Genomic DNA, 23,888 nt, shown 5'->3' on the forward strand with positions numbered 1-23,888 from the left:
GACGTGAAGCGAGAAAAGATAGCGTACACGATGAAAAAATTTGCACTGACAATTGTGCTTGGGTTCCTGTTGCTGCCAGCCCTTGCCCATGCCTCCAGGATCAAGGATGTGGCAGCCCTGGACGGAGTGCGGGAAAACCAGTTGATCGGTTACGGGCTGGTGGTGGGGTTGAATAACAGTGGCGACAGCGACCAGGCAAAGGTGCAGACTCAATCTTTGGTCAATGCGTTGGAGCGGATGGGTGTCACGGTAAATCGGGGAGACCTCACCATCAAGAACGTGGCAGCGGTCATGGTGACTGCGACCCTGCCGCCGTTCGCCAAGCAGGGGACCAAGCTGGATGTCCTGGTATCATCGGTCGGCGATGCCAAGAGCCTGGCCGGAGGGACCTTGCTCATGACTCCGTTGAAGGGGGCGGACAGCTTGGTGTATGCCGTGGCGCAGGGGCCGGTATTGACCAATTCCTTTTCCTATGGCGGACAGGCTGCCACTGCCCAGAAGAACCACCCCACTGCCGGGAGGGTACCGGAAGGTGCCCTGGTCGAACGGGAGTTGCCGAACGTACTTGCCGAACGGAGCAAGCTGCGTCTCAACCTGAACCGTGCCGATTTTACGACCGCAGCAAGGATTGCGGCAACCATCAACGAGGCGTTCAAAGACAATGGGGTGGCGGTCTGCGCCGATGCCGGCACTATTGAATTGCAGCCGCCGGCGCGGTACAGTGGCCGGACCGTGGAGTTCGTTGCCGAGTTGGAGCGTCTGGACGTCAGACCTGACACGCCTGCACGGGTGGTCATGAACGAGAGGACCGGGACCATCGTCATGGGGGAGAATGTGCGGATAGCCACCGTGGCCATTTCCCACGGCAACCTGACCCTCCTGATAAAGGAGCGGCCTGAGGTTTCCCAGCCTCCACCGCTGAGCGGCGGTGAGACCAAGGTGGTGCCCCGCACCACGATCAAGGTGACCGAGGAGACCGGCGGACTCGCCCTGGTTCGCGAAGGAGCCACGATCAGTGACGTGGTGAAGGCATTGAACGCCCTTGGGGTCTCCCCGAGGGATCTGATCGGCATCATGCAGGCGATCAAGGCAGCAGGGGCCTTGCAAGCCGAACTCACAATTCTCTGACGGAGCGTGCCTATGGACAGGACAGAACTCATTACTTCTCCGCTTCCGCAGCAGCAGCTCAAGGTAGGAGGTGCGGTTACCGATAAGGATAAGGTCGCGGCCCGGAAGGCGGCCCGTGAGTTCGAGGGCCTCTTCGTCGGGATGATGCTTAAGTCGATGCGGGAGACGGTTGGCAAGGATATGCTTGCCGGTAAGGGGCAGAGCGACGAGATTTACCGGTCAATGCTGGACCAGGAATATGTCAAGGCGGTTGTCGAACGGGGGGGGCTGGGGTTGGCAAAAATGATCGAGGCGCAGCTGATTAAACAGCCGGATATTAAGCAGCGCCCGGGTGTGAAAAACGAAAGCGGTAACAGCCCGCTTCCTGCAGGAGATTGAACATGGCAGAGAGTGTCCTGGAGTTGATCAATTCCTTGACGGAAAACGACCGGATCGTCCAGGAGCTGTTGCAGCTTCTCGAAGAAGAGCAGCAGAACGTTGCCCAACTGCAGGGCGATCGTGTGGAAGAGCTGGCCGGCCGGATTCGCGACCTGTTGGGCAGACTGGAAGCGGCTGCCAGCGACATCCGTCGTATCCTGGCCCGCCTGGCCCGCGAGGCCGGGCTCCGGGACGGTGCAACCCTGTCCCTGATCATCCCCCTTCTGGCGCTTCCCCATCGAGCGGTGTTGGAAGAGTTGCGGGCGAGACTCATGGAGCGGGGGGAACTGGTGAACAGGCTGCTGGAATTCAACCGTGAACTGCTCTCCGGTGGACTTCAGGCTGTCAACAATGCGCTGGACTTCTTCAAATCGGTCATGACCACCCGTCGTACCACCTACGGTGACCAGGGCAAGCTGCTTGACGGTTCTAACGGCGTACGGCTGGTTAATAGGGAGGCTTGAATGGGCGTCAACGATATCTTCAATGTCGGGGTTACCGGCGTAACAGCGAGCAGGCTGGCAATCGAAGTGACCAGCGAGAACATGGCCAATGTCAATACGGCTGGCTATTCCCGCCAGATCACGCAGTTTGAAACCGGACCGACCATCACTTCCAGGGGCTTTGCACTGGGGACCGGCGTCAATGTGGCATCGGTGCAACGTTCTTACGATGCACTGCTCCAGCGGCAGATTGTCGATGCCAACAGCAGTCAACAGCAGGCACTGGCCCGTCAGAAAGCAATGAGCCAGGTAGAGCCTTTGTTTAACGAGCTGGCTGCCAACGGGCTCGGCGACGCGGTCCAAAAATACTTTGGCGCCTGGCAGGATCTATCGGTCAATCCGTCCGGCGGCCCCGAGCGCCAGGCATTGCTGGCCCGCTCCCAGATTCTGGTCGACACCTTTCACCAGACGAACGCCAGCTTGAAGACGGCCCAGAAGTTTGCCGACGACTCCCTTGGCTCCATAACTTCCGATATCACGGACAAGGCAAAAAACATCGCCTCGCTGAATACTCAGATCCTGATGACGGAACGATTGGGAACCAATGCCAATGAACTGAGGGATCAGCGGGATCAGTTGGTAACCCTGTTGGCCCAAAAAACGGGTATTACCTACCAGGAGAACCCTGACGGTACCCTCAAGATACAACTACCTGATCCAGCAGGTGCGGGTGGGGGCGAAGTGCTCGTCAATGGCGGCCAGTATGCCACTGTCTATGCGGATAACGTAGTGGGACCAAAGGCCCCACTGAACGATATCTATATCACTGCCATCGGCAATCCTCCCCCGGCTACCAATCCTGCAGCGGATACCAGGGTGACGGCAACAATCGGTGGCCCCAACGACGCAACAAAGCCGGCTGACAACAGTCTTGGTCAGATCGGTGGTGTGTTGAAGGTGCGTGACCAGATCATTCCGGGTCTGTTGAACAGCGTCGACGAACTGGCCTATAACCTGTCAAACCAGGTGAATACCCAGCATGCCGCCGGGTTTGGCCTGAACAGCGCGACAGGAAATAACTTCTTCACCCCTGCCGCAGCCGGACCTTTACCGGCAGCGCCGGCAGCCTTTGCCAATTACAGCGCCAACATTGATATCAACAATACCCTCAAAACCAATCTTGATGCCATTGCCGCCGCCAATGTGGACCCTGCTGTCGGCGGAAGGGCAAACAATACTATTGCCCTGAATATCGCCGGTCTGCAGTCGGCTTCGGTATCCTTCAACAGCGGCAGTAGTACCCTTGGAGGGTACTATAGTACACTGGTCAGTAATGTGGGGATCTTGAAGCAGGATGCCACCAACGCCTCGACGAATGGCGGCAGTTTCCTGCGCCAGTTGAATAACCTGCGGGAATCCAATTCCGGCGTTTCCCTGGACGAGGAATTGACAAATCTGATTAAATACCAGAAATCCTTCGAAGGGTCGTCGCGCCTGATCTCGACGGCGACCCAGATGATGGACACCATTCTCGGACTGGTTCGCTAAGAAGGAGGACAGCCATGCGTGTGACACCAAATATGACAGCCGATAATTCGGTCTACAATCTTCAGCAGAACCGGGTCAAGCTGGATTCGCTGCAGGCGCAGATTGCCTCCGGCACCAACATCCACAACCCTTCTGATGACCCGATAGCGACCCGCCAGCTCCTTGACCTCGAAGGTCAATTGAAATCAGGTGAGCAGTTTTCCGGAAACATCAATAAGGCTAAGGTTTGGTTGAACATTAGTGACACCGCATTAGTCGGGATTTCCACCATGGTGAAACAGGCCAAGTCGGTTGCCGCCAACATCGGGAGCGGCAGCAGCGACCCGACCGTTCTGGCCACTGCCGTTTCCCAGCTGAACGAGATCAAGAAGCAACTGGTGAGCCTGGGCAATACCCAGCTCGGGGATCAGTATATATTCGGCGGCTTCAAGGACTCCATTCCACCGTTTAACCCGCCTAATGCGCCGGATAATGCCTATCATGGGACAACCGACCCCATCAACGTCAATATCGACAAGAACTCCCAGGTTGCCATCAATGTCACTGGCGATACGCTTCTGACCGGCGCAGGCGGGGGGGTGAACATCCTTCAGCAGATCGATAACCTCACTGCCGCCATCAGTGCCAATAATGTACCGGCAATCCAGGCGGCAGCGACACAGATCGACACGTCGTCGAACCAGATCGCCAATGCCCGGAGCGATGTCGCGGGGAGGATTGTGCGGCTGGACAGTGCGGAAAAGATGATTGCGCTCAACAAGAATACCGTTCAGACTCTGGTCGAAAACATCCAGAACGTGGACATGATCAAGGCCGCGACAGAGCTGACCCAGCAAAAGACCGCCTTTGAGGCAGCCCTGTCGGCGACGGCCAAAATCTCGCAAATTTCCCTGTTGGATTATCTCAAGTGATAGAAGCTGTTCACAAGGACAGGATCATTGCGGGTAGCGGCTATCGCGATGGTCTTGGTGGAGGACGAGTCTTTTCTTACTGGGACAGTATTAATTAAACGGTTTCTGGAGGGGCGATGATCAGGCTGACGAGGATCAATGGCAGTGAGTTTTATCTGAATCCCCAGTTGATCGAACTCATTGAAGAGGGGCCGGAGACCCATCTCACGCTTCTCAATGGTAACCGCTATCTGGTGAAAGAAGGGGTATCGGTCATCATTGAGCGGATGGTTGTCATGCAGGCCAGGATAGCACGCAGAAGCAATGCGGTGCCGGGCAGAAAATATCTCCTCCGGTCCAGGGTCGGGGCGAAACGGATCATGGTTGGCTATGACGAATAAATTCACTTCTGAGGCGTGTTGATACCCTATGGATATTACTACCATTATCGGTCTGGCCCTCGGCTTTGGGGCAATAATTGGCGGCGCTCTTCTCGAGGGGCTTCATGTCAAGGCCCTCATCCAGCCAACGGCAGCCTTGATCGTCCTCGGCGGTACCTTTGGCGCTGCTTTTGTCAGTTTCCCCTTTCCGGTGGTTATGAAGGCGTTCAAGGATATCCCCAAGGCCTTCCTGATGCCGAAAGACAAGCCGGAAACGATCATCAAGGATATGATCAACTACGCGGCCAAGGCGCGGCGTAACGGTCTGATTTCCCTTGAGCAGGAAGCCCAGACGATCAAGGACCCCTTCACCAAAAAGGGTATTTCACTGGTAGTGGACGGGATAGATCCCCAAAAACTGCGAGAAACCCTGGAGATCGAGATCGAATCGTACGAGGAGCACGAGAAGGGGAGTGCCGAGTTCTTCGAGGCGGCTGGCGGCTATGCCCCGACCATCGGTATTATCGGTGCCGTAATCGGCCTTATTCACGTCATGAGCAACCTTTCCGACTCATCGAAACTGGGGGCCGGTATCGCCGTCGCTTTTGTCGCTACCATCTACGGCCTGTTGACGGCTAACATCGTCTGTCTTCCCATCGGTACCAAGCTCAAGCATCGTATCAAAGACGAGCTGCTGCGCCGGAGTATGGTGGTTGAAGGGCTCATTGCCATCCAGAACGGTGAGAATCCACACTTTATCGAGCAAAAGCTCAAGTCGTTCCTCCCTTCCCACGGACCAGAGAAGAAGTAGCAGGGATCATGGCCAGGAAAAAAAAGCACGAAAAAGAACCGAACCACGAACGCTGGCTGGTTTCCTATGCCGACTTCATCACTCTTTTGTTTGCCGTATTTGTGACGCTGTATGCCATGTCACAAACTGACAAAAAAAAGGTGGAAGAAGTGATCGCCTCGCTTCGGGAATCATTCGGTGTTTCAACCCTTTCCGGCGCCGCTCCCAAACCTGCTGTCATCCAATCTATGGACATGAGCATCATTCCCTCCCTGCGTCCGGAAGCCATCAAGCCGGCGCCGAGGATGCGCGGTGTGAAGACCGAGGGGAAGGGCCGTGGCAAAGCGGTGGAAAAGGATTTCAGAGAAATCAAGACAGCCCTCGAAGCCTATTTGATGATGCACGGCGCCAATGAGGAGGTATCGGTTTCCATAAACCAGCGGGGATTAGTGGTGAGTCTGAAGGAGGCGGGATTCTTCGATTCGGGAAGCGCTGTCATCAAGCAGAGTTCCGTACCGATCCTGGCACGGGTTGTTGAAGCGTTGACCCCCTACGAAAACCAGTTCCGGGTTGAGGGACATACGGATAATGTGCCGATACGAACGGCGACGTTCAAGTCCAACTGGGAGCTTTCCACGACCCGGGCAACCAATCTTGTTCACTACATGATCAACAACGAAAACTTTGATCCTGCCAAGGTATCTGCCGCCGGTTTTGGTGAATTTCGTCCGGTTGCCGACAACGGTTCAGCCGATGGACGGGCCAAGAACCGTCGCGTGGACATCGTCATGCTCTCTCTTGATGCGGAGCGGAGTGAGCCCTGAAACAGGCGCAATGCCTGCTGCACTCCATCCTGAGCCTCTGCCAACAGTTCCCGACTCCACATCAACTCCTCAAACGCGAATTATTCGTTGCGTGCCAGCCAGGTCTGGATTTCCGCCGCTATCGCAGCCCAGCCACTCCCCAAACGATTTCCGAGAAATTCGGCAAAAAGCGAATCGAACAGCTGCAGGCCTGTTTCGAGAAGATGCATCCGCTCGTAGAAAACGGCTTCCTGCTCGCTGGCTTGGTCAACAGTATTGTCTTTTTCCAGGTGAACCGGTGGACAACGGAACGAGGCAAAATAGAATCGTTCCGCTTTCAGGGTGAGTTTCCAACTATTTTCTTCCTGCTCCAGATGGATAGTGGCCTCGGTGATCTTCTTGCCGTTCTGCAAGGCGGTATGTACCTCACCGAAACGACCCTGTGGCCCAGCCACGGTCATCTTCTGAGCCCCTTCCTCGGTGGCGCTCATCAGGACCAGGCGGTCGTCCAGATAGGCGGCAAAGGACTCTCCGTTTCCGATCGAACCCGGCTGGTTGACGCGATACTCGCCAGTGCCGGTCATGCTCCGATGGAGGAGCCAGAGGAGAAAATCCTGTCCCAACCACTGATTGCTCCGGATCTGGTCGAGAATTGCCGGTGAGGTAGCTAGGTTCGCCTGCTCTAACGATTGTTGCAGCTCCTCCGGGACCAGTTTGCCGGCCCGTGCCATCGGGTGTACCAGGACCAGGCGCAAGCCCGGAAAGGTCTTCTTGAACTCCTCCTCGAAAAGGTCCGTCACGCTCTGGCTGAGAGAGGCAAACGTAACGATTTGATTCCGGGTGTCCCAGACCATGTCGTAGGTGGCAGGGATGGGCAATGTCCTGGCAAGCAGGCGCAGACGGACCGCTTCCTTGATCTCCTCGCGCTTCTGCTTGGGAACCCGATGGAGTCCCGGATGCTCGGCCCGGTACTCCTCTTCCGCAACCCTGCAGTACGCCTTTAGGAGTGAGGCGGGAATCTTTCTCTGGTCCCGGCGAAGGGTGAACGCGAGATAGTTGTCACGCCAGAAACTGGCGGTCGTCGAAAATTCACTGAGCTGGTGGTCATCAAGGTTGGCCCAGCCGCAGGAAAGTTCATCAAGGGTGCTCTCGATGGAACGGAAAGCCTGTTGGGAAAGGCCGTTTGAGGCAAACTCGAACAGATCGCCGGCAGGGAATTCGCCGACAACCTGAAACTGACAGATGCTAACGGTGTTGGAGATGATGCCCATATCGATTTCCTTGCTCCTTTGGCTTAAGGTGGAAGGATTGGATACACCTTTTCACATTGACGAGCAAGGAAATACTCTTGGGACGGTCAGTCCGTGGCCGTAGATTGACTGCTATCGCTATTGGTCACAGACAGCTGATGCTTGATGCTTCATGATAACCAGGCTCTCGCCCGTGACTGCCAGATCGATCTTGACCGTATCGCCATCCAGGAATTTTCCGTCCAGGAGCATCAAGGCCAGAGGGTCCTGGATGTGCCGCTGGATGCTCCGCTTAAGTGGCCTGGCACCGTACTGCGGATCGAACCCCTCACGGGCCAGGTATTCCCTGGCCTTGTCCGTTACCTGCAGGTTGATATGACGCTCGGCTAACCGCTGCTCCAGGGCTGCAAGCTGGATGTCGACAATTCGCTTGATCTGCTCCAGAGGCAGGGCATGGAAAATTACGACCTCGTCGATGCGGTTGAGAAATTCCGGTTTGAAATGCTCCTTCAGCGTTTCTGATACCATCGACTTCATGCGGCCATAATCGCTGGCGCCGAACTGCTGTATCCATTGGGACCCCAGGTTGCTGGTCATGATGATGACCGTATTCCGAAAATCGACCGTTCGCCCCTGGCCGTCGGTCAAGCGGCCGTCGTCGAGGACTTGGAGGAGGACGTTGAATACTTCCGGGTGCGCCTTCTCGATCTCGTCGAAGAGGACGATGGAGTACGGCCGGCGGCGAACTGCCTCGGTCAGTTGGCCACCTTCCTCATATCCCACATAGCCGGGGGGAGCGCCCAGGAGGCGGGCAACGGTATGCTTTTCCTGGTATTCGCTCATGTCGATCCGGATGATGGCCTGGTCGTCGTCAAAGAGGAACTGGGCCAGAGCTTTGGCGGTTTCGGTCTTGCCGACACCTGTCGGGCCGAGGAAGATGAACGAGCCGACCGGCCGGTTCGGGTCGGAGAGGCCGGCTCGTCCCCGTCGGACGGCATTGGCAACCAGAACCAGTGCCTCGTCCTGGCCGACAACCCGACTTTGCAGCCGTTTTTCCATGCTTACCAGCTTCTCCGCTTCGGTCTCCAGCATGCGGTTGACCGGCACGCCGGTCCACTTGGCCACGATTTCGGCAACCATGTCGCCATCGACCTCTTCCGGCAGCATCTTCCCCGATTTCTGGCGTTGTTCCAGTTCATCCTTGCACTCGGTAATCCGCTTTTCAATGGCAGGGATGTCGCCGTAGCGAAGTTCTGCGGTTCTGGCAAGATCCCCTTCCCGTTCGGTCTTTCTGGCTTCGTCCTTCTTCTCTTCCAGCTGTTTCTTCAGCTCGCTGATTCTCCCGTGTATCTCCTTCTCCTGCAGCCAGTGGGTCTTGAGTTGGGCCGACTGGGCCTTCAGTTGTTCCAGTTCGTCGGCCAGTTTCTTTAGCCGTTCCCGGGCATGGGGGTCCTGTTCGCGGAGCAGGGCCTGTTTTTCGATTTCCAGCTGAATGATCTTTCGCTCTACTTCATCGATTTCGGTCGGCATGGAGTCGATCTCGATCCGCAGTCGGGAGGCCGACTCATCGATCAGGTCGATGGCCTTGTCCGGGAGGAAGCGGTCGGTGATGTAGCGGTCGGAGAGTGTGGCTGCGGCAATGATGGCACTGTCCTTGATCCGGATGCCGTGGTAATTTTCGTACTTTTCCTTCAATCCCCGCAGAATAGCAATCGTGTCCTCCACGGACGGTTCGCCGGTGTAAACCTGCTGGAAGCGTCGTTCCAGCGCGGCGTCTTTTTCGATGTACTTGCGGTACTCGTTTAACGTCGTGGCCCCGATACAGTGGAGTTCGCCGCGTGCCAAAGCCGGTTTCAGCATGTTGGAGGCGTCCATGGCTCCTTCGGCTGCCCCCGCGCCGACCAGGGTGTGGAGTTCGTCGATGAAGAGGATGATGCTCCCTTCTGATTTTTCCACCTCCTTGATAACCGCCTTCAATCGGTCTTCGAATTCACCGCGGTATTTTGCCCCGGCAATCAGTGCCCCCATGTCGAGTGCCAATAGTCGCTTGCTTTTGAGCGGTTCGGGGACATCGCCGGCTATGATCCGCTGAGCGAGTCCTTCAACGATGGCCGTCTTTCCGACGCCGGGTTCGCCAATCAGCACCGGGTTGTTTTTGGTCCGTCGGGACAGCACCTGGATGACCCGGCGGATTTCGTCGTCCCGGCCGATTACCGGGTCAAGCTTCCCCTTGCGGGCAAGATCGGTCAGGTCGCGGGCATATTTGGTCAATGCCTGGTACTTGTCCTCTGGTTGCTGGTCGGTTACCGGTTCGTCGCCGCGAACCTCCTTGAGGGCCGAAAGGATGGCCGGCCGGGTCACCCCGTTTTCTGCCAGAATGCGTCCAGCCCCGCTTCCCTTTTCCTCGGACAATGCCAAAAGCAGGTGCTCGGTCGAGACAAAGCTGTCCTTCATGGCGTCGGCTTCCTTCTGGGCTGCCGCCAGGGTGCGGTTGAGTGCCGCGGAAATGTAGGCCTGTGCTGTTGTGCCGTTGCTCTGGGGCAGCCGCTTGACGGCCGATTCAACTGCATTGCGGACAGCGAGCGGCGCTACGCCGATCTTCTGCAGGAGCGCCGGAACCAGGCCGCCTTCCTGGTCAATAAGGGCCAAGAGCAGGTGTTCAGCCTCAATGGCCCCGTTTGACTGCTTGGTAGACAGTTCGTGTGCCGCTGCTAACGCTTCCTGGGTTTTTACCGTCATCTTTTCCGGTCTGATCATGGTCTGCTCCTTGGTCTCCCTCAATCTACATCAAACATAGGAACCACTATGTGTCCTGTCAAGGATGTGCGGATCTTTCTGTTTCGAGACTGAACAGCCGGGCAAGCAGGTTTGTTTGAAAGGGCTTGGGTGAAGCGTGATGTCTGAGAACTGGCCTCTGTTCACAGGTTGCACAGGAAAATCGAGGGGTCTCCGTAATTGAATTAACGATTACAACTAGTTACGTGTGATGTGTTTTGGCACGTTCCTGGTAATAAGCACACTAGTTCATTTCGGAGGTGTGTTATGAAGCGGTTAATGATTCTCATTATGGTCCTCGGTCTCGTTACTCTGACCGGTTGCAGCGAACTGCAGGTGATAAAGAATGCAACGTTGCGGGAACTTCGGGCCGAAGCGGTAAGTCTGGATACGGTGGCCCATCAGAAAGAGCCGGCTCAGGATCAATTTATCACGGTGCCGGAACTGCGACCAGTCAAGAAGACCTATGTGGCACAGGCTGAATACAATCCGTTCCTGGCAGGGGGGGGGCAACGGAATACAACGCCGCGCAAAGGAGCGTGGGAGAGAGGAAATTGAGATTGTTTGGCAACAACGGTATTACCAAAAGAGGCGCTGCTCCGGCAGCGCCTCTTTTGGTATCAGGATTTGTTGGATGTGGCGATAAACGGAAATTCCTGCTGCTTCCAGGCGTTTCCTTTGATCTTGGGCCGCGGGTAGTAGCGGGGACAGGAGGCAATGACTGCCCGGGCCGGTTGCTTGCAGACCCGCCGACAGGAAGCGCAGAGTCGATTGGCCTCTTCTTTTGGGTGCTTCATGGTGGTCCCGGGCCTGTTATGCCTATCAGGCAGTTTTAGTTGAATTTTCGGAGCCAGCCGAAACGGTCTTCGATTTTGCCGTACTGGATACCGGTAAGGGTGTCGTAAAGCTTTTGCGTGAGCGTTCCGACCCCGCCGGTGCCGATGGTCAGGCACTCGCCCTTGTAACCGAGGGCTCCGACCGGGGTGATGACCGCGGCGGTGCCGCTGCCGAAAGCCTCCTTGACCGCACCGCTGCGTATATCGGCCATCAGGGTGTCGATATCTATTTTCCGCTCCTCCACCGTGAAGCCGAGCATGTCCGCCAGCTTGATGACCGAGTCTCGAGTAACGCCGTGCAGGATGGAGCCTTCGAGGGGAGCGGTAACCACCTTGTCGCCGTACGAGAACAGCATGTTCATCGCGCCAACTTCCTCAATGTAGCGGCGTTCCATGCCGTCAAGCCAGAGCACCTGATCGTACCCCTTTTTCTTTGCTTCCAGTCCCGCCTTCAAAGAGCAGGCATAGTTGCCGCCGGTCTTGGCTTCGCCTGTCCCGCCGGGGACGGCTCGGACATACTTATCTTCAACCATGATCTTGATCGGGTTGAAGCCGGCTGCGTAATAAGCACCAACCGGGGACATGATGATATAAAAGTAGTAATGGTCTGACGGCTTGACCCCCAGGACCGGCTCCACGGCAATCATGGTCGGTCTGATATAGAGGGAGGTGCCGGGAGAGGTGGGTATCCAGTCCTTTTCGAGGCGTACCAACTCCTCGGTCCCCTTCAGGAACAGTTCTTCCGGGACGTCAGGCATGCACAGCCGGTCAGCAGAGAGGTTAAAACGTCGGGCATTCATCTCGGGCCGGAACAGGGCTATGGTGCCGTCTGACCATTTGTATGCCTTGAGCCCTTCGAAGATTTCCTGGGCGTAATGGAACACCAGGCAGGCCGGATCAAGGACAAACGGCGCGTATGGTTCAATGCGGGCGTCAACCCAACCCTGGCCAACCTTCCACTCGGCGATGAACATCCGATCCGTGAAAAGTTTGCCAAAACCAAGCTGACTTTCATCAGTACATTTGCTTTTCATTTTATCCGCGGGAAGGGGGAGAATCCGGATGTCCATCGGCATAACCTCCATCAGGTTAATATCTGAGCCTTAAATGATCCCGGTTTATCACATCGGACGGCTCCGGGCAAGGTTTTTCACGGTATATTAGAGTGGTACATCTTGACTTTTCAACTCCTCCACCTGTATGGTCATAACAGTCTATTTTATAAAAAGAAAGGGCTCTTATCCAATGAAGAAATCAGCAGGGTTCATGATCATTGCCTTTGTGTTCGGCATGCTCTCGACGGCAATGGCTGCCGGTCTGTTTGCAGGTTATGCCGAGACCAGGTGGGGGGCCGATTTGCATGCGGTCATGAAGAACTATCCAAAAGGAGAAATCGCCAAGTTGGGCAACCAACTGCTGTATAAGCAGACAGCTCCCAACAAGGAGATGAAGCAACGCACCTTTGCCTTCCGGGATAACCGCCTGAGTGCGGTGTCTGTCACCTTTAATCCAAACTATGTGAAAAAGGCCGGCATCGAGAATCTCCTCAAAAAGCATAAAAAGTCCTATGGTGCCGGGGCTCTCGACAACTCCAGCGCTCCCCACATGGTTTCCTATCGTTGGGAGGATGCAAGCACAAAGATCACCTTCGCGTATGCTCCCAAACGTGCTGATATGACCGTTCTCATGTATGAGAAGAAATAATTCATACCCTTGAAATCTTGAAAAATCATTGTTATAGTTTTAGCACTCACTAGAGGTGAGTGCTAAATTTTTTGATTGAGGTGTCGCCCATGACCATGACACTCCCGGTTGTTGCAGACAGTTTTACCATGTATCTTGCTGAGATTCGCAAGTTCCCGATCCTTACGGCTGACGAGGAGCGGCTACTGGCCATCAAGTTCTACGAGGAGAAGGATCTTGAATCCGCCCATCGCTTAATAACGGCCAATCTTCGTTTTGTGGTCAAGGTGGCGTCCGAGTATCGTGCCTATGGCCTGAAGATGCTTGACCTGATCCAGGAAGGGAATATCGGTCTGATGATGGCCGTACGCAAGTTCAACCCCCATCGGGGTATCCGGCTCATTTCCTATGCCGTTTGGTGGATCAAGGCCTATATCCAGAACTTCATCGTGTCCACCTGGAGTCTGCTCAAAATCGGCACGACCCAGGCCCAGAAAAAACTGTTTTTCAAGCTCAACCAAGCCAAGAATGCCATCAAGAACGCGCTTGGCAGCGATGACCTGCACGAGACCGCACTGACCCTGGACGTGAAGGAGTCGGAAGTGGTGGAGATGGAGCAGCGGATGCACGGCGAGTATTCGTTGGACGCCGCCATTGAGGGCCGCGACGGGGGCACTCTGCTTGACAGCATTGCCGACGAGCGGTTGAGTCAGGAGGAACTCCTTGCCGAGCACCAGGAGTCGGTCCGGCTGCAGCGCGAAATTACCCAGGCCCTCGGGATGCTTAACGAGAAGGAGCGGTACATCATCGAGCGGCGCGTGACTGCCGAAGACCCGCTGACGCTGCAGGAGATTGCCGACCATTTTGCCATCTCGCGGGAACGGGTGCGACAGATTGAAGAGGGGGCGCTCAAGAAAATGCGCAGCTACCTGGCGCCAATAGTGGTGGAAGCCCACGCGGCTTGACACCGAAGATGTTGCACGACGGGGAGGCCGGCACGGGCCGCCCTTTTTTTATCCCACGTTGCAGCAAGATCCGGGATCAGTCATCGTCATCGTCCTCCCGCTCGTAGCGGTCATAGCGCCGCTCGTATCGGTAGTTCGGCCGCTCGTACTGCCCCTGGTCGCAGATGACGATGGTCCGTTTCTTATAGAGTCGTCCGTCCACGTAGACTTTTTCTCTCACCTTCCGACAGTGCCGTTCCTGGTCATAGCCGAGCGGCTCAGCGTAGTAGTATGCCCGGTGGTTATCCGTCCGGTACTCCACCGGTCTTTGGGCATAGGCGGCCTCGCGTGCCGCCTGGTCTGATATGTCGGCGATGGTGGCACCCGCAATGGCACCGAGTGTCGCGCCGATGATCCCTCCCCGCCACGGGTTGCGCTGATCGAGAATAACTCCGGCAATCCCGCCCATGGCGGCGCCGGCAGTGCTGCCCGGTTGCTGGTGGGCCATGCAGCCGGTCAGTTGCGGCAGCACCAGCGCAACAAACAGAAACCGGCACAATAGTGTTTTCATCTCCACCTCCCTCGTCACGTCATGGACATGAACCTGATTCTTCTATGGCAATATAGTGCTGCATGCGACGATTGTCTCAACGAGGTCGTGGCAGACGACTCCATTTGGAATAGGGGAAAGAGTAAAAGGAAAGAGGGCTTTCGCCCCCGTTCCCGTGTCAATCACCGCAGCCACAGCTGGCAGCATCCTGTAACTCCTGCATGTCTCCGCTCTGGTACGAAATCTTCCTGCCGCACTTCTGGCACCGCCAGAAGAGGCCCCCTCAGCCGGGCAGCAGGACCATCAGCCCCTGGCATGCCTCGCATGTCTTGTTCGGTTCCATTGGTTTCCCCCTTGAAGAGTCTTTCATCAAATCTACCCTTCACAGGAAAATAAAGTCAAGTATATTGATATTTGAATTATTTGACTTCCACCCGCAGGGTTGCGACGCCGGGGATCTCGGCATGCAGCCGGTCGCCGGAGACGATCGGTCCCACGCCGGCAGGGGTGCCGGTCAGGATGACGTCTCCCGGTTCCAGGGTGAAGATGGTGGAGAGGTGGCTGATGATGGCCGTCACCGTGTGGATCATCAGCCCGGTGTGACCGTTTTGGCGCAGCTCATCGTTCACGTCGAGGCGGATGGTGAGGTCCTGGGGGTTGCTGACCGCCGCTGCCGGCACAAAGGTGGAGAGGGGGCAGGCGGTGTCGAACCCCTTGGCGATCTCCCAGGGGAGCCCCTTTTTCTTCAGCTCCGCCTGCACATCACGCAGGGTCAGGTCAATGGCTACCCCGTAGCCGGCCACGCAGGCCAGTGCGTCGGGCAGCGCCACGTTTTTGCAGGGTTTGCCGATCAATACCGCCAGTTCGGCCTCGTGGTGGCAGTCGCTGGAGTAGGGGGGGATGACGATCCGCTCGCCTTCGCCGATGACCGACGAGGCAGGCTTCATGAAGATCACCGGCGCTGTCGGCACTTCGTTGCCCAGTTCATGGATATGGTCGACGTAGTTGCGGCCGATGCAGAGGATCTTCCCGATGGGGAATTCCTGGCCGGAGGTCATGATGCGTGCACTCTTCATGGGCGGGTCCCTCCCTGGTGTTGTAGATGGAGCATGGTAGCAGAAGATGGCCCGGCGGGCAACGGAGTGAGTATAAAGACTCTACTGCTTCCCGTCGATCTGCCGTTCAAGGTTCTTGATCCGTTTCTCGACGATCTCCGCCAAGAGGCGCAGCTGTTCGTATTCCGGCATGGTTTCCAGTTCGTCCAGGATCATGCGCGTGACCCTCGGGAGGTTGCCAATCGCTTGCGAACGCTCCTGAGCAGACTGGTGGGTGAATGCCTCCTCTTCGACCTCGAACACCCTGCAGAGCCGGTCGAGCAGGTTCTTGCCGATGCCGCGGCCGTTTTCCATGGCCGATACATAACGCCGGTCCGTGCCGGTCGCTTCCGCCAGGTCACCCTGCGACCACCCCCGCTCCTGGCGCAATCTCCGGAGGTTTTGTCCCATCAGCCGGTCTATGTCTTTGGTTATCCGTTTGGTCATCTGTGTCGATCCAGTGAGCGATATAGTCCGTTTCCGTCCGGAAACTCCTGCCTTTTTGAGGGCCGTTGCCGCAAAATCTACTGTAACAATTACAGTACGTCAAGGGATGTTATTGGACGGCAACAGACGGTTAGATAAAGAAAAAGCCCTGATTTCTCAGAGCTTTTGTGCTGCATTGGACTTCGTGAAACATTTAAATGGCGTCCCCTGCCGGATTTGAACCGGCGTCGCCGCCGTGAAAGGGCGGTGTCCTGGGCCGGGCTAGACGAAGGGGACAGTGTTGGTAAATGGTGAGCCGCGTTGGGATCGAACCAACGACCACCTGATTAAAAGTCAGGTGCTCTACCAACTGAGCTAGCGGCTCAAAAACAAGAATGTTTATTTACCAAATCACCTTGGTTCTGGTCAAGCATTATTTTCACTGCCAGCATTTTTTTTGCGATGGCTACAGGACCGGCTCTTTGGCCCGCCGTTTGAGCTCGGCAATGGTCATTGCATAATCGGTACTTGCGAAGACCGCACTGCCGGCAACGAACACGTCTGCCCCGGCATGGGCTATCCGCGCGATGTTGTCAGTCTTGACGCCGCCGTCCACCTCAAGCTCGGCCTCCAGCCCCCTCTTGTCCAGCATGCCCCGCAACGCCTGAATCTTGGGGATACAGGCCTCGATGAACGATTGCCCGCCAAACCCGGGATTGACCGTCATGAGCAGGACCAGGTCCAGTTCGCCCAGCACGTATTCCAGGGCGCTCAGGGGGGTGGCCGGGTTAAGCGAAACACCGGCCAGTTTCCCCAAGGACTTGATGAGTTGGATCGTCCGGTGCAGATGCCAGCAGGCCTCGGCATGAACCACGATGATATCGGCACCGGCTGCGGCAAAATCGGGAATGTAACGGTCCGGTTCGGTGATCATCAGGTGCACGTCCAGTGGCAGCGGGGTAACCTTGCGTACCGCCTCAACCACCAGAGGGCCGATGGTGATGTTGGGGACGAAGTGACCGTCCATCACATCCAGATGGATATAGTCGGCACCGGCCGCTGCAACGGCCCCGACTTCGTCGCCCAAGCGGGTAAAGTCGGCGGAAAGTATGGAAGGTGCTATCTTTTTCATGTACCCTCCTGGGGAAAGCAGAGCGTTTTACCTTCAGCAGATCGGAACAATAATCATCACCGCTGTCGCCGGAGACGTGCGGCAAAGAAGCCGTCCATCCCGTGCCGGTGCGGCCAGGCACGAAAGAAGCCGGCAGAGGTAACGAGATCCGCCTGCTCCGGGAAGAGTGTGCCCAGATTTTCTACCACAAAATCCGGATGACGAGAAAGGAAATCCTCGACCACGTCCTCGTTTTCGGCGGTTGCCGTGGAGCAGGTCGCATAGAGCAGTATGCCATTTCCCCGCACCATTCCTGCGGCAGCACCGAGGATCGCCCGCTGTCCTTCGGCCAACCGGGCGGGATCGGACGCGCTTTTCCACCACTTGCCTTCCGGGTTCCGGCGGATGACTCCCAGTCCCGAACAGGGGGCGTCCACGAGGACACGGTCAAAGGTACGGTCGCCAAGGGCCTGAGCAGGTCGGGTTCCATCCAGGGAGACGGTCTCAATGCTGGTTATCCCCAGTCGCTCGGCCGTTTCCTCGATCAGGCGAAGCTTGCGGGGGTGCAGGTCCCCGGCAACAATGCATCCCCGATTCTCCATCAGTTGGGCACAGTATGTCGTCTTGCCACCAGGTGCGGCACAGAGGTCGAGAATATCCTCATCCGGCCGCGGGGAGAGGAAGAGTGCCGCCAACTGGGAAGCCTCATCCTGGATGGTGAAAAAACCGTCCCGGAAGCTCTCCGTTGCGGCACAGGCAACGTGACCGACGACCTGGAGCGCGTCAGGGGCGTATGCCGCCGGTAAGGTCTCGATCCCTTCCGTTGCGAGCCGTTCCTTAAGCGCATTGCGGGAGATCCGGAGGGTGTTGGTACGGATGGTGACCGGTGCAGGCTCGGACATGACCATGGCGAGAGCCGTCGCTTCGTTATGCCCCAGCTGCTCGATCCACATTTGCACGAGCCAGGCCGGCTGGGAATAGCGGGCCGCCAGGTACGCCACAGGGTCACGCCCGGGATCGGGATAGCCGATCTGCTCCCGCTGCCGGTCCGTGGTCCGCAGGACGGCATTGATGAACCCAGCGGCACGGGGAGACAGGTCGTGGGCCAGCTTCACGGTCTCGTTCACCGCCGCGGAGACCGGCACACGATCGAGAAACAGGATTTGGTAGATACCGAGACGGAGCAGGATCAGGACGGCTCGCTCCAGCTTGCCGGGCACGGTTTTGGAGAACTGGCCAATGACATGGTCCAGGGTACCCTGCCGGCGGAGAACGCCGTAGACCAGTTCGGTGTAGAGTCCCCGGTCAGGCCCCGAGATCTGGCCGCTGGAGAGCTCCCGGTCGATGAGCCGGTCCGCGTAGGAGCGCTCCTTGTAGATGCGGGCCAGGGTATGGAAGGCGGCACGGCGCGGATTGTTGGTCACGTAAGTTCTTTCGTCAGAGGTGTGCGGTAGGTATTACCGGCGCATTACACCGGAGGAACGCTACCTTGTCCACAAAAAAACGCAGGCGCCTTTTCCCGCCCGCGTCCTTGCCCTGCAACCGGGACGAGGCTCAACTCCGCGGCCCGTAGGCCATCTCTTCGAGTCTCCTGACCCTCTCCTCGATAGGGGGATGGGTCGAGAAGAGCGACATGATGCCGTTGCCGGTCAGGGGATTGACGATGAACATATGGGCAGTGGCCGGATTGGCATCCATCGGAATCTGCTGATTGGCCATCTCCAGCTTCCGAAGCGCACCGGCCAGATAGAGCGGGTTGCCGGAGATCTCCGCCCCACCCTTGTCGGCACCGTATTCCCGCGAACGGGAAATGGCCATCTGGATCAGCATGGCGGCTAGAGGAGCGATGATCGCCATCGCCAGCATGCCGATAGCACCGCCCCCCTCTTCGTCCCGGTCCCGGCCACCGCCGAAGATGGCGGCCCACTGGGCCATGTGTGCCAGGTAGGTAATGGCGCCGGCTATGGTCGCGGCAATGGATGAGATGAGGATATCCCGGTTCCGGACATGGGTGAGTTCATGGGCCATGACCCCCAGCAACTCTTCCCGCGAAAGGATTCGCATGATGCCGGTGGTGGCGGCCACTGCCGCGTGGTCGGGGTTGCGGCCAGTGGCAAAGGCGTTGGGGGTATCGGAGTCGATGATATAGACCCGGGGCATCGGCATTCCCGCCTGGACGGCGAGCTGGCGCACCATTGAGTAGAAGCCGGGCTGTTCTGCCTCGCTTACCTCGTGGGCTCCGTACATGGCAAGAACGATCTTGTCGGAGAACCAGTAGGAGACGAAATTCATCACGCCCGCCATGACCAGGGCGAAGGTCATGCCGGACCTGCCGCCGATGGCTGCCCCGGCCATGACCAGGAGCCCGGTGAGAAGCGCCAGGAGAACTGTTGTGCGCAGCATATTCATATTCGACCTCTGACATACTCGTATGTGGTGTAGACTTTCATCTGAATTATAGGCATTGCCCGTCAAATCCGCAAGGAGAAGCCAGCCTCCCGTTACCGGCCTGCGGTCAGACCGGCTTGACTTTGGATGAAGCTGAGTTAGGATTTGGGCAAAAGATTGACATAAAGGAGGTGCACCGTGGCAACTATTTCATGGGAAACCGATTTTCAACAGGCCCTCAGCCGGGCACAGAGCCAACAAAGAACCGTCCTTCTCGACTTCTTCAACCCCGGCTGAATCGGCTGCAAACAGATGGATGCGGTTTCGTATCCAGACGTGAAGGTGAGCAACTTCATTATCGACAAGGTCGTTCCACTGCGTGTTCCCGCAGATGCCCAGCCATTGTCCACGGAATTCCAGGTTCACTGGACCCCAACCCTGGTTACTCTCGACATGTACGGCAAGGAACATTATCGGACAGTTGGGTTTCTTCCGCCGGAAGAGCTCGTGCCGTCCCTGATACTGGGGATAGCCAAGGTGGACTTTGCCGCCCAGCAGTACAACGACGCCCTCATCAACCTGAACATGCTCCTGGCAGGGTATCCAGCGAGCAGCGCCGCACCTGAGGCCGTCTTCCTGAAGGGGGTCTGCGGGTACAAGAGCAGCAAGAACGCACAATACCTGAAAGAGGCGTACGAGCAGCTAGCCGGCAATTATCCTGCGAGCGAGTGGACAAAGCGGGCCAACCCGTATAGTCTCCTGTGACGAGGATGCTGGACTGCGTACTATTTCCTGATGAGGGGGCAGAAAGTGCCCCCTTTTTTCTGTCACATGCCAGCCCGGGGAGGGGGTTGTGGACCATATCCTGACAGGTCTGTTTCTGGTTGCAGTTACCGGACTGTCAATCTTTTCGGCAGGCCATGCCCTTCTCTCTAAGCGAGACCCGCGCTCCGCTCTCGGCTGGATTGTCACCTGTATGACTATCCCGCTTATCGGGCCATTTCTGTACTGGTGTATGGGGGTCAACTGGATACGGCGCACTGCCCAGCAATGGCAGGAGAGCGGCCGTTTTCTCGCCGAAGCCAACGCACTGCCCCATCGCACCGACAATCCCAGAGAAGCATTTCCCCACCGCTATCCGTGGCTGGCCGAACTCTGCACGCTGGCCGACCAGGTGGTGAGCTCGCGCCTCTGCCCCGGCAGCGGCCTTACCCCTCTGATAAACGGCGAACAGGCCTACCCCGCCATGCTGGAAGCCATCGAACAGGCGCAGGACTCCATTCATCTCTGTACCTACATCTTTGACGGCGACGAAACCGGGCGCCGCTTCTGTGGAGCCATGGCAAATGCTGCCGGGCGGGGCGTCACCGTTCGAGTGCTCATCGACGGCCTCGGCGAAAAGTATTCCCGGCCGCGCGCCCGGAAACTGCTGAAAGGTTCCTTGGTCCAACTGGAACGTTTTCTGCCACTCCGCCAAGGCGGCTATGTGAACCTGAGAAACCACCGGAAGGTCCTGGTTGTTGATGGAAAGATCGGGTTTTCCGGCGGCATGAACATCAGCGACCGTCACCTGGCTGACAGGTCACATCGGGTATCACCGGTCAGGGATGTCCACTTTCGGGTGGAAGGGCCAGTAGTTGCCGATCTCCAGAGGGTTTTCCTGGAGGACTGGTTCTTTGTTACCGGTGACAACATAACAGCGCAACAATACTTTCCGGCACTGCCCCAAAGCGGCGATGCCTTGGTCCGGGCCATCGGCGACGGTCCGGACAAGGAGTTCCGCAAGCTCCACTGGATCATCATGGGAGCACTTTCATGCGCTCGGCAGCGCATCGTGATCATGACTCCATACTTTATCCCCGACCGTTCCCTGGTCACGGCCATTATCACGGCAGCGCTGCGCGGAGTGGAAGTAACGTTGATTTTGCCGGGGAAAAACAACCTTCCCCCGGTACATTGGGCGAGCCGCTCCTATCTGTGGGAGTTTCTCCAGCATGGCATCCGGGTCTGGTATCAGCCGCCACCGTTTGTCCACACCAAACTTTTCCTGGTGGATGGTGTCTACGGACTGGTCGGTTCGGCCAATCTGGATCCGCGGAGCCTGCGCCTCAACTTCGAGCTGAACCTGGAAGTCTTTGACCGGGGAGTCGTGGAGGAGCTGGAGAAGTATTGTACCGAGGCCTTAGCGGCGTCCCGGGAGGTAAGTCTGGCGGAAATGGATGGCCGGCCTCTTCCCGAGAGGGTTCGGGACAGTCTGGCCAAACTATTTTCGCCGTATCTATGAAGAGCTGAAAAACATCGTCCCAACAACATGAAAGGGTCGGCTGTTATGCCGGCCCTTTCATGTTCAGACTGCTCTCGTTACTGACGATGGCAACGGTTGCATTCGGTATTGTTATACCAGCGGTAAGGCGTACCCCAGACAACAACCTTTTCTCTGAAGTGACAGGCGATGTTGGAACAGGTCTTGGTTGCCGCAGTATAGGATGAGCTCAGAGGCTTAAAGGTTACCTGTCCATAGAAGGAAGACGAATAGGTGATCCTCCGGTCCTTGTCAAAGGCAACGTCGACCTTGCCGTTGACGTGCCTGCCGAAATTGGCGATCGGCACGGCGCTGTACTGGGTGAAGACCGTGGTTTTATTGTTAAAGATCGTCTTGTTGTACGAGATCGCGTTCAACGCTTTGACCGTGTCGTTGTGACAGGTCGTGCAGCTCAGTCCCGGCCTGTATCCCATATTATAGGTGTGGAGGTTCTCTCCGCCACCGGCATCGATCCAGGAATGGCTGTTGCCTGCGCCGCCGTCGTTACCGGCAGAGGCGTAGCTTCTGGGCGGATTCTCGTGGCAACCGGTACAGCCAAGGCTGGGTCCACCCCAGGTTGCTGTCTTGTACATCCGCGTCTCAACGAGGTTAGCCGGCCTGTAGGATGAGTAACTGGTATAGGGGGGCACCCCGCCGGGCGTAGTCCAGCTGTTGTAACTGTGGCAGTAAACATTGCTGCAGGTGCCGTTGTAGTATGGGTAGCCACGGCTGTCATACTGCGCGGTCCCGGTACGCACGTAGGTGGCGCTTGCGTTGTCCGGTCTGGCCTTGATGGAGCCTGCCGGAGCACCGGCGTTGTACAGTTCCACTTCCACTATGCCGTTCCGGTGTTTTGTCCGGTCCATGGGGTGGCAGTTGCCGCAGTTGAACAGATAGCCGGTGGCGGTGGCCGTTGCAGTGCTGGTGCTGCCGTAGACGGCCTGGCTGGCGGTTCCGCTGAAGTGTTTCAGGTGGGACGGTGTATTCGGAGGCGACTCGTGGCAACCGTTGCAGTCCTTGTCAGGGTTGGCGCCCCAGTCACGGGAGCCGGTACGGGTGGCATGGCAGACAACGTTGGTGCAGGAGCCGCCGGTCGTCTTGAATGTATAGCTGAAGACGAGACCGGCACCGGGGACGACGTCGTAGACACCGTTCGCATGCTTGGTCTGATCGCTGATGGTTAAGCCATCGGCAGTAGTGCCGTTGTGGCAGGTGTCGCAGCTTTGGGAATGGGGATAGCCGTGGCTGTTGGCCTTGGGCGCGCCACTGATGTAACTGGGCGGATAGCCATGACAGGCATCGCAGGCGGCGACGGTGCCCCAGGCGGGAGAGGTGAACGAGTTCAACTGGCCGGTGGCGACCCTGGTGCCATCACTGTGGCAGTAGAACGTGCTGCAGGTCCCGAAGAGATTAACCTGGCTCGGCAGGTAGTCATTCACCGGCCCGCTATACGTCCCGGCCTGGGCATCCGAACTGTGACGCGGCTTGACGATCAGGGGACGTCCGACACTGGTGGCATGCTCGAAGCTGGTATGGCTGGGACCGTGACAGGCCTGGCAGTTGGCCGCGCCGGGATAGTACAGGTCATGCTTGGCGTGGCTTCCCGCAGCACCGGTCAGTCCTCCCGACGGTGGAGCGCCGTGGCAGACCGCGCAACCACCGGGATAAACGAGCGGAGCGGCTCCCCAGATCGGGGTCACCTGCTCAAAGTGGCAGTTGACATTGGTGCAGGTTCCCAGAAGGGGGGTCGCTGTCTGCATGAATGCCGACGTGCTGTTACGATAGCGGGCCGGGAGCCGGGAATTATTGATGTTGGCAGCCAGCTTGATCTTGCCGTCACGGTGGCTGCTGGTGTATTTGTCGCTGCCGGGATGGCAGCGGACACAACCGTTGAAGGTGTCCGCAGGAGAAAGATGGGTACGGTGATTCCCCTGAAAACCGCCGGTGGTGATATTTCGGTAGGGAGCATCGACTGGCCGGTAATCGGGGGGAACTTTACTGCCGTGACATTCGTAGCAAGCGATAGTGGCGCTGGCGGTTCCTGCCCCAAACAGCAAAATGACGGGGAGAACTAAGGCAAAACACTGCTTTTGCACGGTACGGGTGGTACGCATGGCGAACTACCTCCTG

The 23,888-nt window shown here is 57.4% G+C and carries 24 protein-coding genes, 2 tRNA genes and 1 pseudogene; 13 read left to right on the forward strand and 14 right to left on the reverse strand.

The genetic code is table 11. The features are described 5' to 3' along the window. The first annotated feature begins 30 nt into the window (after positions 1-30). The 8 genes from JN12_RS14140 to JN12_RS14175 all read left to right on the forward strand — a co-directional run bounded on the left by JN12_RS14140 (position 31) and on the right by JN12_RS14175 (position 6,420). Positions 31-1,128 (forward strand): flagellar basal body P-ring protein FlgI, encoded by a 1,098-nt coding sequence (locus JN12_RS14140; RefSeq protein ID WP_145023836.1) that lies wholly within the window; start codon positions 31-33, stop codon positions 1,126-1,128. Positions 1,129-1,140: 12 nt separating this feature from the next. Beyond that, the gene (locus JN12_RS14145; RefSeq protein ID WP_145023838.1) at positions 1,141-1,506 is read left to right on the forward strand and encodes a rod-binding protein; all 366 of its coding nucleotides are present in this window, start codon (positions 1,141-1,143) and stop codon (positions 1,504-1,506) included. A 2-nt stretch (positions 1,507-1,508) separates the two neighbouring features. Continuing rightward, positions 1,509-2,009 carry a flagellar export chaperone FlgN gene (gene flgN, locus JN12_RS14150; RefSeq protein WP_145023840.1) on the forward strand — a complete coding sequence of 167 codons (501 nt, stop codon included), beginning with the start codon at positions 1,509-1,511 and terminating at the stop codon, positions 2,007-2,009. After that, a complete protein-coding gene (flgK, locus tag JN12_RS14155) occupies positions 2,010-3,536 on the forward strand; it encodes a flagellar hook-associated protein FlgK (protein ID WP_145023842.1) in 1,527 nt (508 codons plus the stop codon). Between the two features lie 14 nt (positions 3,537-3,550). Beyond that, on the forward strand, positions 3,551-4,447 hold the full coding sequence (gene flgL / locus JN12_RS14160) for a flagellar hook-associated protein FlgL (RefSeq protein WP_145023844.1): 897 nt from the start codon (positions 3,551-3,553) through the stop codon (positions 4,445-4,447). A 116-nt stretch (positions 4,448-4,563) separates the two neighbouring features. Beyond that, a complete protein-coding gene (locus JN12_RS14165) occupies positions 4,564-4,827 on the forward strand; it encodes a flagellar FlbD family protein (RefSeq protein ID WP_145023846.1) in 264 nt (87 codons plus the stop codon). 28 nt (positions 4,828-4,855) lie between these two features. Then, a complete protein-coding gene (locus JN12_RS14170) occupies positions 4,856-5,617 on the forward strand; it encodes a flagellar motor protein (protein ID WP_145023848.1) in 762 nt (253 codons plus the stop codon). An 8-nt stretch (positions 5,618-5,625) separates the two neighbouring features. After that, entirely contained in the window at positions 5,626-6,420 is a 795-nt protein-coding gene (locus JN12_RS14175) for a flagellar motor protein MotB (protein WP_145023850.1), read from the forward strand. An 80-nt stretch (positions 6,421-6,500) separates the two neighbouring features. Here the strand turns inward: JN12_RS14175 and rdgC are convergent, their stop codons facing one another. Together rdgC and clpB are read right to left on the reverse strand one after the other, a co-directional pair. Beyond that, positions 6,501-7,670, reverse strand: a complete 1,170-nt coding sequence (gene rdgC, locus JN12_RS14180) for a recombination-associated protein RdgC (protein WP_145023852.1) — start codon at positions 7,668-7,670, stop codon at positions 6,501-6,503. Between the two features lie 117 nt (positions 7,671-7,787). Further along, positions 7,788-10,406, reverse strand: coding sequence for an ATP-dependent chaperone ClpB (clpB, locus tag JN12_RS14185; RefSeq protein ID WP_145023854.1), 2,619 nt, complete (start codon positions 10,404-10,406; stop codon positions 7,788-7,790). A 285-nt stretch (positions 10,407-10,691) separates the two neighbouring features. Between clpB and JN12_RS14190 the strand changes: the two genes are divergently transcribed. Further along, positions 10,692-10,982, forward strand: coding sequence for a hypothetical protein (locus JN12_RS14190; RefSeq protein WP_145023856.1), 291 nt, complete (start codon positions 10,692-10,694; stop codon positions 10,980-10,982). 62 nt (positions 10,983-11,044) lie between these two features. On the opposite strand, the gene JN12_RS20510 is transcribed toward JN12_RS14190, so the two are convergent. Together JN12_RS20510 and JN12_RS14195 are read right to left on the reverse strand one after the other, a co-directional pair. Continuing rightward, the gene (locus JN12_RS20510) at positions 11,045-11,221 is read right to left on the reverse strand and encodes a hypothetical protein (protein WP_170241929.1); all 177 of its coding nucleotides are present in this window, start codon (positions 11,219-11,221) and stop codon (positions 11,045-11,047) included. 35 nt (positions 11,222-11,256) lie between these two features. After that, a complete protein-coding gene (locus JN12_RS14195) occupies positions 11,257-12,330 on the reverse strand; it encodes a branched-chain amino acid aminotransferase (protein ID WP_145023858.1) in 1,074 nt (357 codons plus the stop codon). 196 nt (positions 12,331-12,526) lie between these two features. Here JN12_RS14195 and JN12_RS14200 point away from each other — a divergent pair, with 196 nt between their 5' ends. Beyond that, complete coding sequence (locus JN12_RS14200; RefSeq protein ID WP_145023860.1) at positions 12,527-12,964, forward strand: hypothetical protein; 438 nt, start codon at positions 12,527-12,529, stop codon at positions 12,962-12,964. Between the two features lie 89 nt (positions 12,965-13,053). Beyond that, positions 13,054-13,908 (forward strand): RNA polymerase sigma factor RpoH, encoded by an 855-nt coding sequence (gene rpoH / locus JN12_RS14205; RefSeq protein WP_145023862.1) that lies wholly within the window; start codon positions 13,054-13,056, stop codon positions 13,906-13,908. Between the two features lie 76 nt (positions 13,909-13,984). Here the strand turns inward: rpoH and JN12_RS14210 are convergent, their stop codons facing one another. From JN12_RS14210 to htpX, 8 genes are all read right to left on the reverse strand, one after another. Beyond that, the gene (locus JN12_RS14210; RefSeq protein WP_211360545.1) at positions 13,985-14,458 is read right to left on the reverse strand and encodes a hypothetical protein; all 474 of its coding nucleotides are present in this window, start codon (positions 14,456-14,458) and stop codon (positions 13,985-13,987) included. Positions 14,459-14,856: 398 nt separating this feature from the next. Further along, positions 14,857-15,513, reverse strand: a complete 657-nt coding sequence (locus JN12_RS14215) for a fumarylacetoacetate hydrolase family protein (RefSeq protein ID WP_145023864.1) — start codon at positions 15,511-15,513, stop codon at positions 14,857-14,859. Positions 15,514-15,594: 81 nt separating this feature from the next. Beyond that, positions 15,595-15,978 (reverse strand): helix-turn-helix domain-containing protein, encoded by a 384-nt coding sequence (locus JN12_RS14220; protein WP_145023866.1) that lies wholly within the window; start codon positions 15,976-15,978, stop codon positions 15,595-15,597. A gap of 198 nt (positions 15,979-16,176) precedes the next feature. Further along, positions 16,177-16,254, reverse strand: a tRNA-Glu gene (locus JN12_RS14225). A gap of 12 nt (positions 16,255-16,266) precedes the next feature. Continuing rightward, positions 16,267-16,342, reverse strand: a tRNA-Lys gene (locus JN12_RS14230). Between the two features lie 81 nt (positions 16,343-16,423). Further along, positions 16,424-17,089 (reverse strand): ribulose-phosphate 3-epimerase, encoded by a 666-nt coding sequence (gene rpe / locus JN12_RS14235; protein WP_145023868.1) that lies wholly within the window; start codon positions 17,087-17,089, stop codon positions 16,424-16,426. A gap of 56 nt (positions 17,090-17,145) precedes the next feature. Continuing rightward, positions 17,146-18,492, reverse strand: a complete 1,347-nt coding sequence (rsmB, locus tag JN12_RS14240; protein WP_145023870.1) for a 16S rRNA (cytosine(967)-C(5))-methyltransferase RsmB — start codon at positions 18,490-18,492, stop codon at positions 17,146-17,148. Between the two features lie 130 nt (positions 18,493-18,622). After that, entirely contained in the window at positions 18,623-19,477 is an 855-nt protein-coding gene (gene htpX, locus JN12_RS14245; protein WP_145023872.1) for a zinc metalloprotease HtpX, read from the reverse strand. Between the two features lie 321 nt (positions 19,478-19,798). On the opposite strand from htpX, the gene JN12_RS14250 reads away from it, so the two are divergent. Together JN12_RS14250 and cls are read left to right on the forward strand one after the other, a co-directional pair. Further along, positions 19,799-20,221 (forward strand): hypothetical protein, encoded by a 423-nt coding sequence (locus tag JN12_RS14250; RefSeq protein WP_246125868.1) that lies wholly within the window; start codon positions 19,799-19,801, stop codon positions 20,219-20,221. Positions 20,222-20,309: 88 nt separating this feature from the next. Further along, the gene (cls, locus tag JN12_RS14255; protein WP_145023877.1) at positions 20,310-21,740 is read left to right on the forward strand and encodes a cardiolipin synthase; all 1,431 of its coding nucleotides are present in this window, start codon (positions 20,310-20,312) and stop codon (positions 21,738-21,740) included. A 77-nt stretch (positions 21,741-21,817) separates the two neighbouring features. On the opposite strand, the gene JN12_RS14260 is transcribed toward cls, so the two are convergent. Further along, positions 21,818-23,197: a CxxxxCH/CxxCH domain c-type cytochrome gene (locus tag JN12_RS14260; protein ID WP_407925386.1), complete on the reverse strand. Its 1,380-nt coding sequence runs from the start codon at positions 23,195-23,197 to the stop codon at positions 21,818-21,820. 159 nt (positions 23,198-23,356) lie between these two features. Further along, positions 23,357-23,872 (reverse strand): annotated as a pseudogene (locus JN12_RS21225) (CxxxxCH/CxxCH domain c-type cytochrome); the annotation flags it as partial. Positions 23,873-23,888: the final 16 nt, after the last annotated feature.

The organism is Geobacter argillaceus (genome assembly GCF_007830735.1).
GTDB lineage: Bacteria > Desulfobacterota > Desulfuromonadia > Geobacterales > DSM-12255 > Geomobilibacter > Geomobilibacter argillaceus.

Bases quoted from the DNA above. Each gene is read 5' to 3' on its own strand.
- JN12_RS14140 (WP_145023836.1), top strand. From the start codon at position 31: ATGAAAAAATTTGCACTGACAATTGTGCTTGGGTTCCTGTTGCTGCCA.
- JN12_RS14145 (WP_145023838.1), top strand. From the start codon at position 1,141: ATGGACAGGACAGAACTCATTACTTCTCCGCTTCCGCAGCAGCAGCTC.
- flgN (WP_145023840.1), top strand. From the start codon at position 1,509: ATGGCAGAGAGTGTCCTGGAGTTGATCAATTCCTTGACGGAAAACGAC.
- flgK (WP_145023842.1), top strand. From the start codon at position 2,010: ATGGGCGTCAACGATATCTTCAATGTCGGGGTTACCGGCGTAACAGCG.
- flgL (WP_145023844.1), top strand. From the start codon at position 3,551: ATGCGTGTGACACCAAATATGACAGCCGATAATTCGGTCTACAATCTT.
- JN12_RS14165 (WP_145023846.1), top strand. From the start codon at position 4,564: ATGATCAGGCTGACGAGGATCAATGGCAGTGAGTTTTATCTGAATCCC.
- JN12_RS14170 (WP_145023848.1), top strand. From the start codon at position 4,856: ATGGATATTACTACCATTATCGGTCTGGCCCTCGGCTTTGGGGCAATA.
- JN12_RS14175 (WP_145023850.1), top strand. From the start codon at position 5,626: ATGGCCAGGAAAAAAAAGCACGAAAAAGAACCGAACCACGAACGCTGG.
- rdgC (WP_145023852.1), bottom strand. From the start codon at position 7,670: ATGGGCATCATCTCCAACACCGTTAGCATCTGTCAGTTTCAGGTTGTC.
- clpB (WP_145023854.1), bottom strand. From the start codon at position 10,406: ATGATCAGACCGGAAAAGATGACGGTAAAAACCCAGGAAGCGTTAGCA.
- JN12_RS14190 (WP_145023856.1), top strand. From the start codon at position 10,692: ATGAAGCGGTTAATGATTCTCATTATGGTCCTCGGTCTCGTTACTCTG.
- JN12_RS20510 (WP_170241929.1), bottom strand. From the start codon at position 11,221: ATGAAGCACCCAAAAGAAGAGGCCAATCGACTCTGCGCTTCCTGTCGG.
- JN12_RS14195 (WP_145023858.1), bottom strand. From the start codon at position 12,330: ATGGACATCCGGATTCTCCCCCTTCCCGCGGATAAAATGAAAAGCAAA.
- JN12_RS14200 (WP_145023860.1), top strand. From the start codon at position 12,527: ATGATCATTGCCTTTGTGTTCGGCATGCTCTCGACGGCAATGGCTGCC.
- rpoH (WP_145023862.1), top strand. From the start codon at position 13,054: ATGACCATGACACTCCCGGTTGTTGCAGACAGTTTTACCATGTATCTT.
- JN12_RS14210 (WP_211360545.1), bottom strand. From the start codon at position 14,458: ATGAAAACACTATTGTGCCGGTTTCTGTTTGTTGCGCTGGTGCTGCCG.
- JN12_RS14215 (WP_145023864.1), bottom strand. From the start codon at position 15,513: ATGAAGAGTGCACGCATCATGACCTCCGGCCAGGAATTCCCCATCGGG.
- JN12_RS14220 (WP_145023866.1), bottom strand. From the start codon at position 15,978: ATGACCAAACGGATAACCAAAGACATAGACCGGCTGATGGGACAAAAC.
- rpe (WP_145023868.1), bottom strand. From the start codon at position 17,089: ATGAAAAAGATAGCACCTTCCATACTTTCCGCCGACTTTACCCGCTTG.
- htpX (WP_145023872.1), bottom strand. From the start codon at position 19,477: ATGAATATGCTGCGCACAACAGTTCTCCTGGCGCTTCTCACCGGGCTC.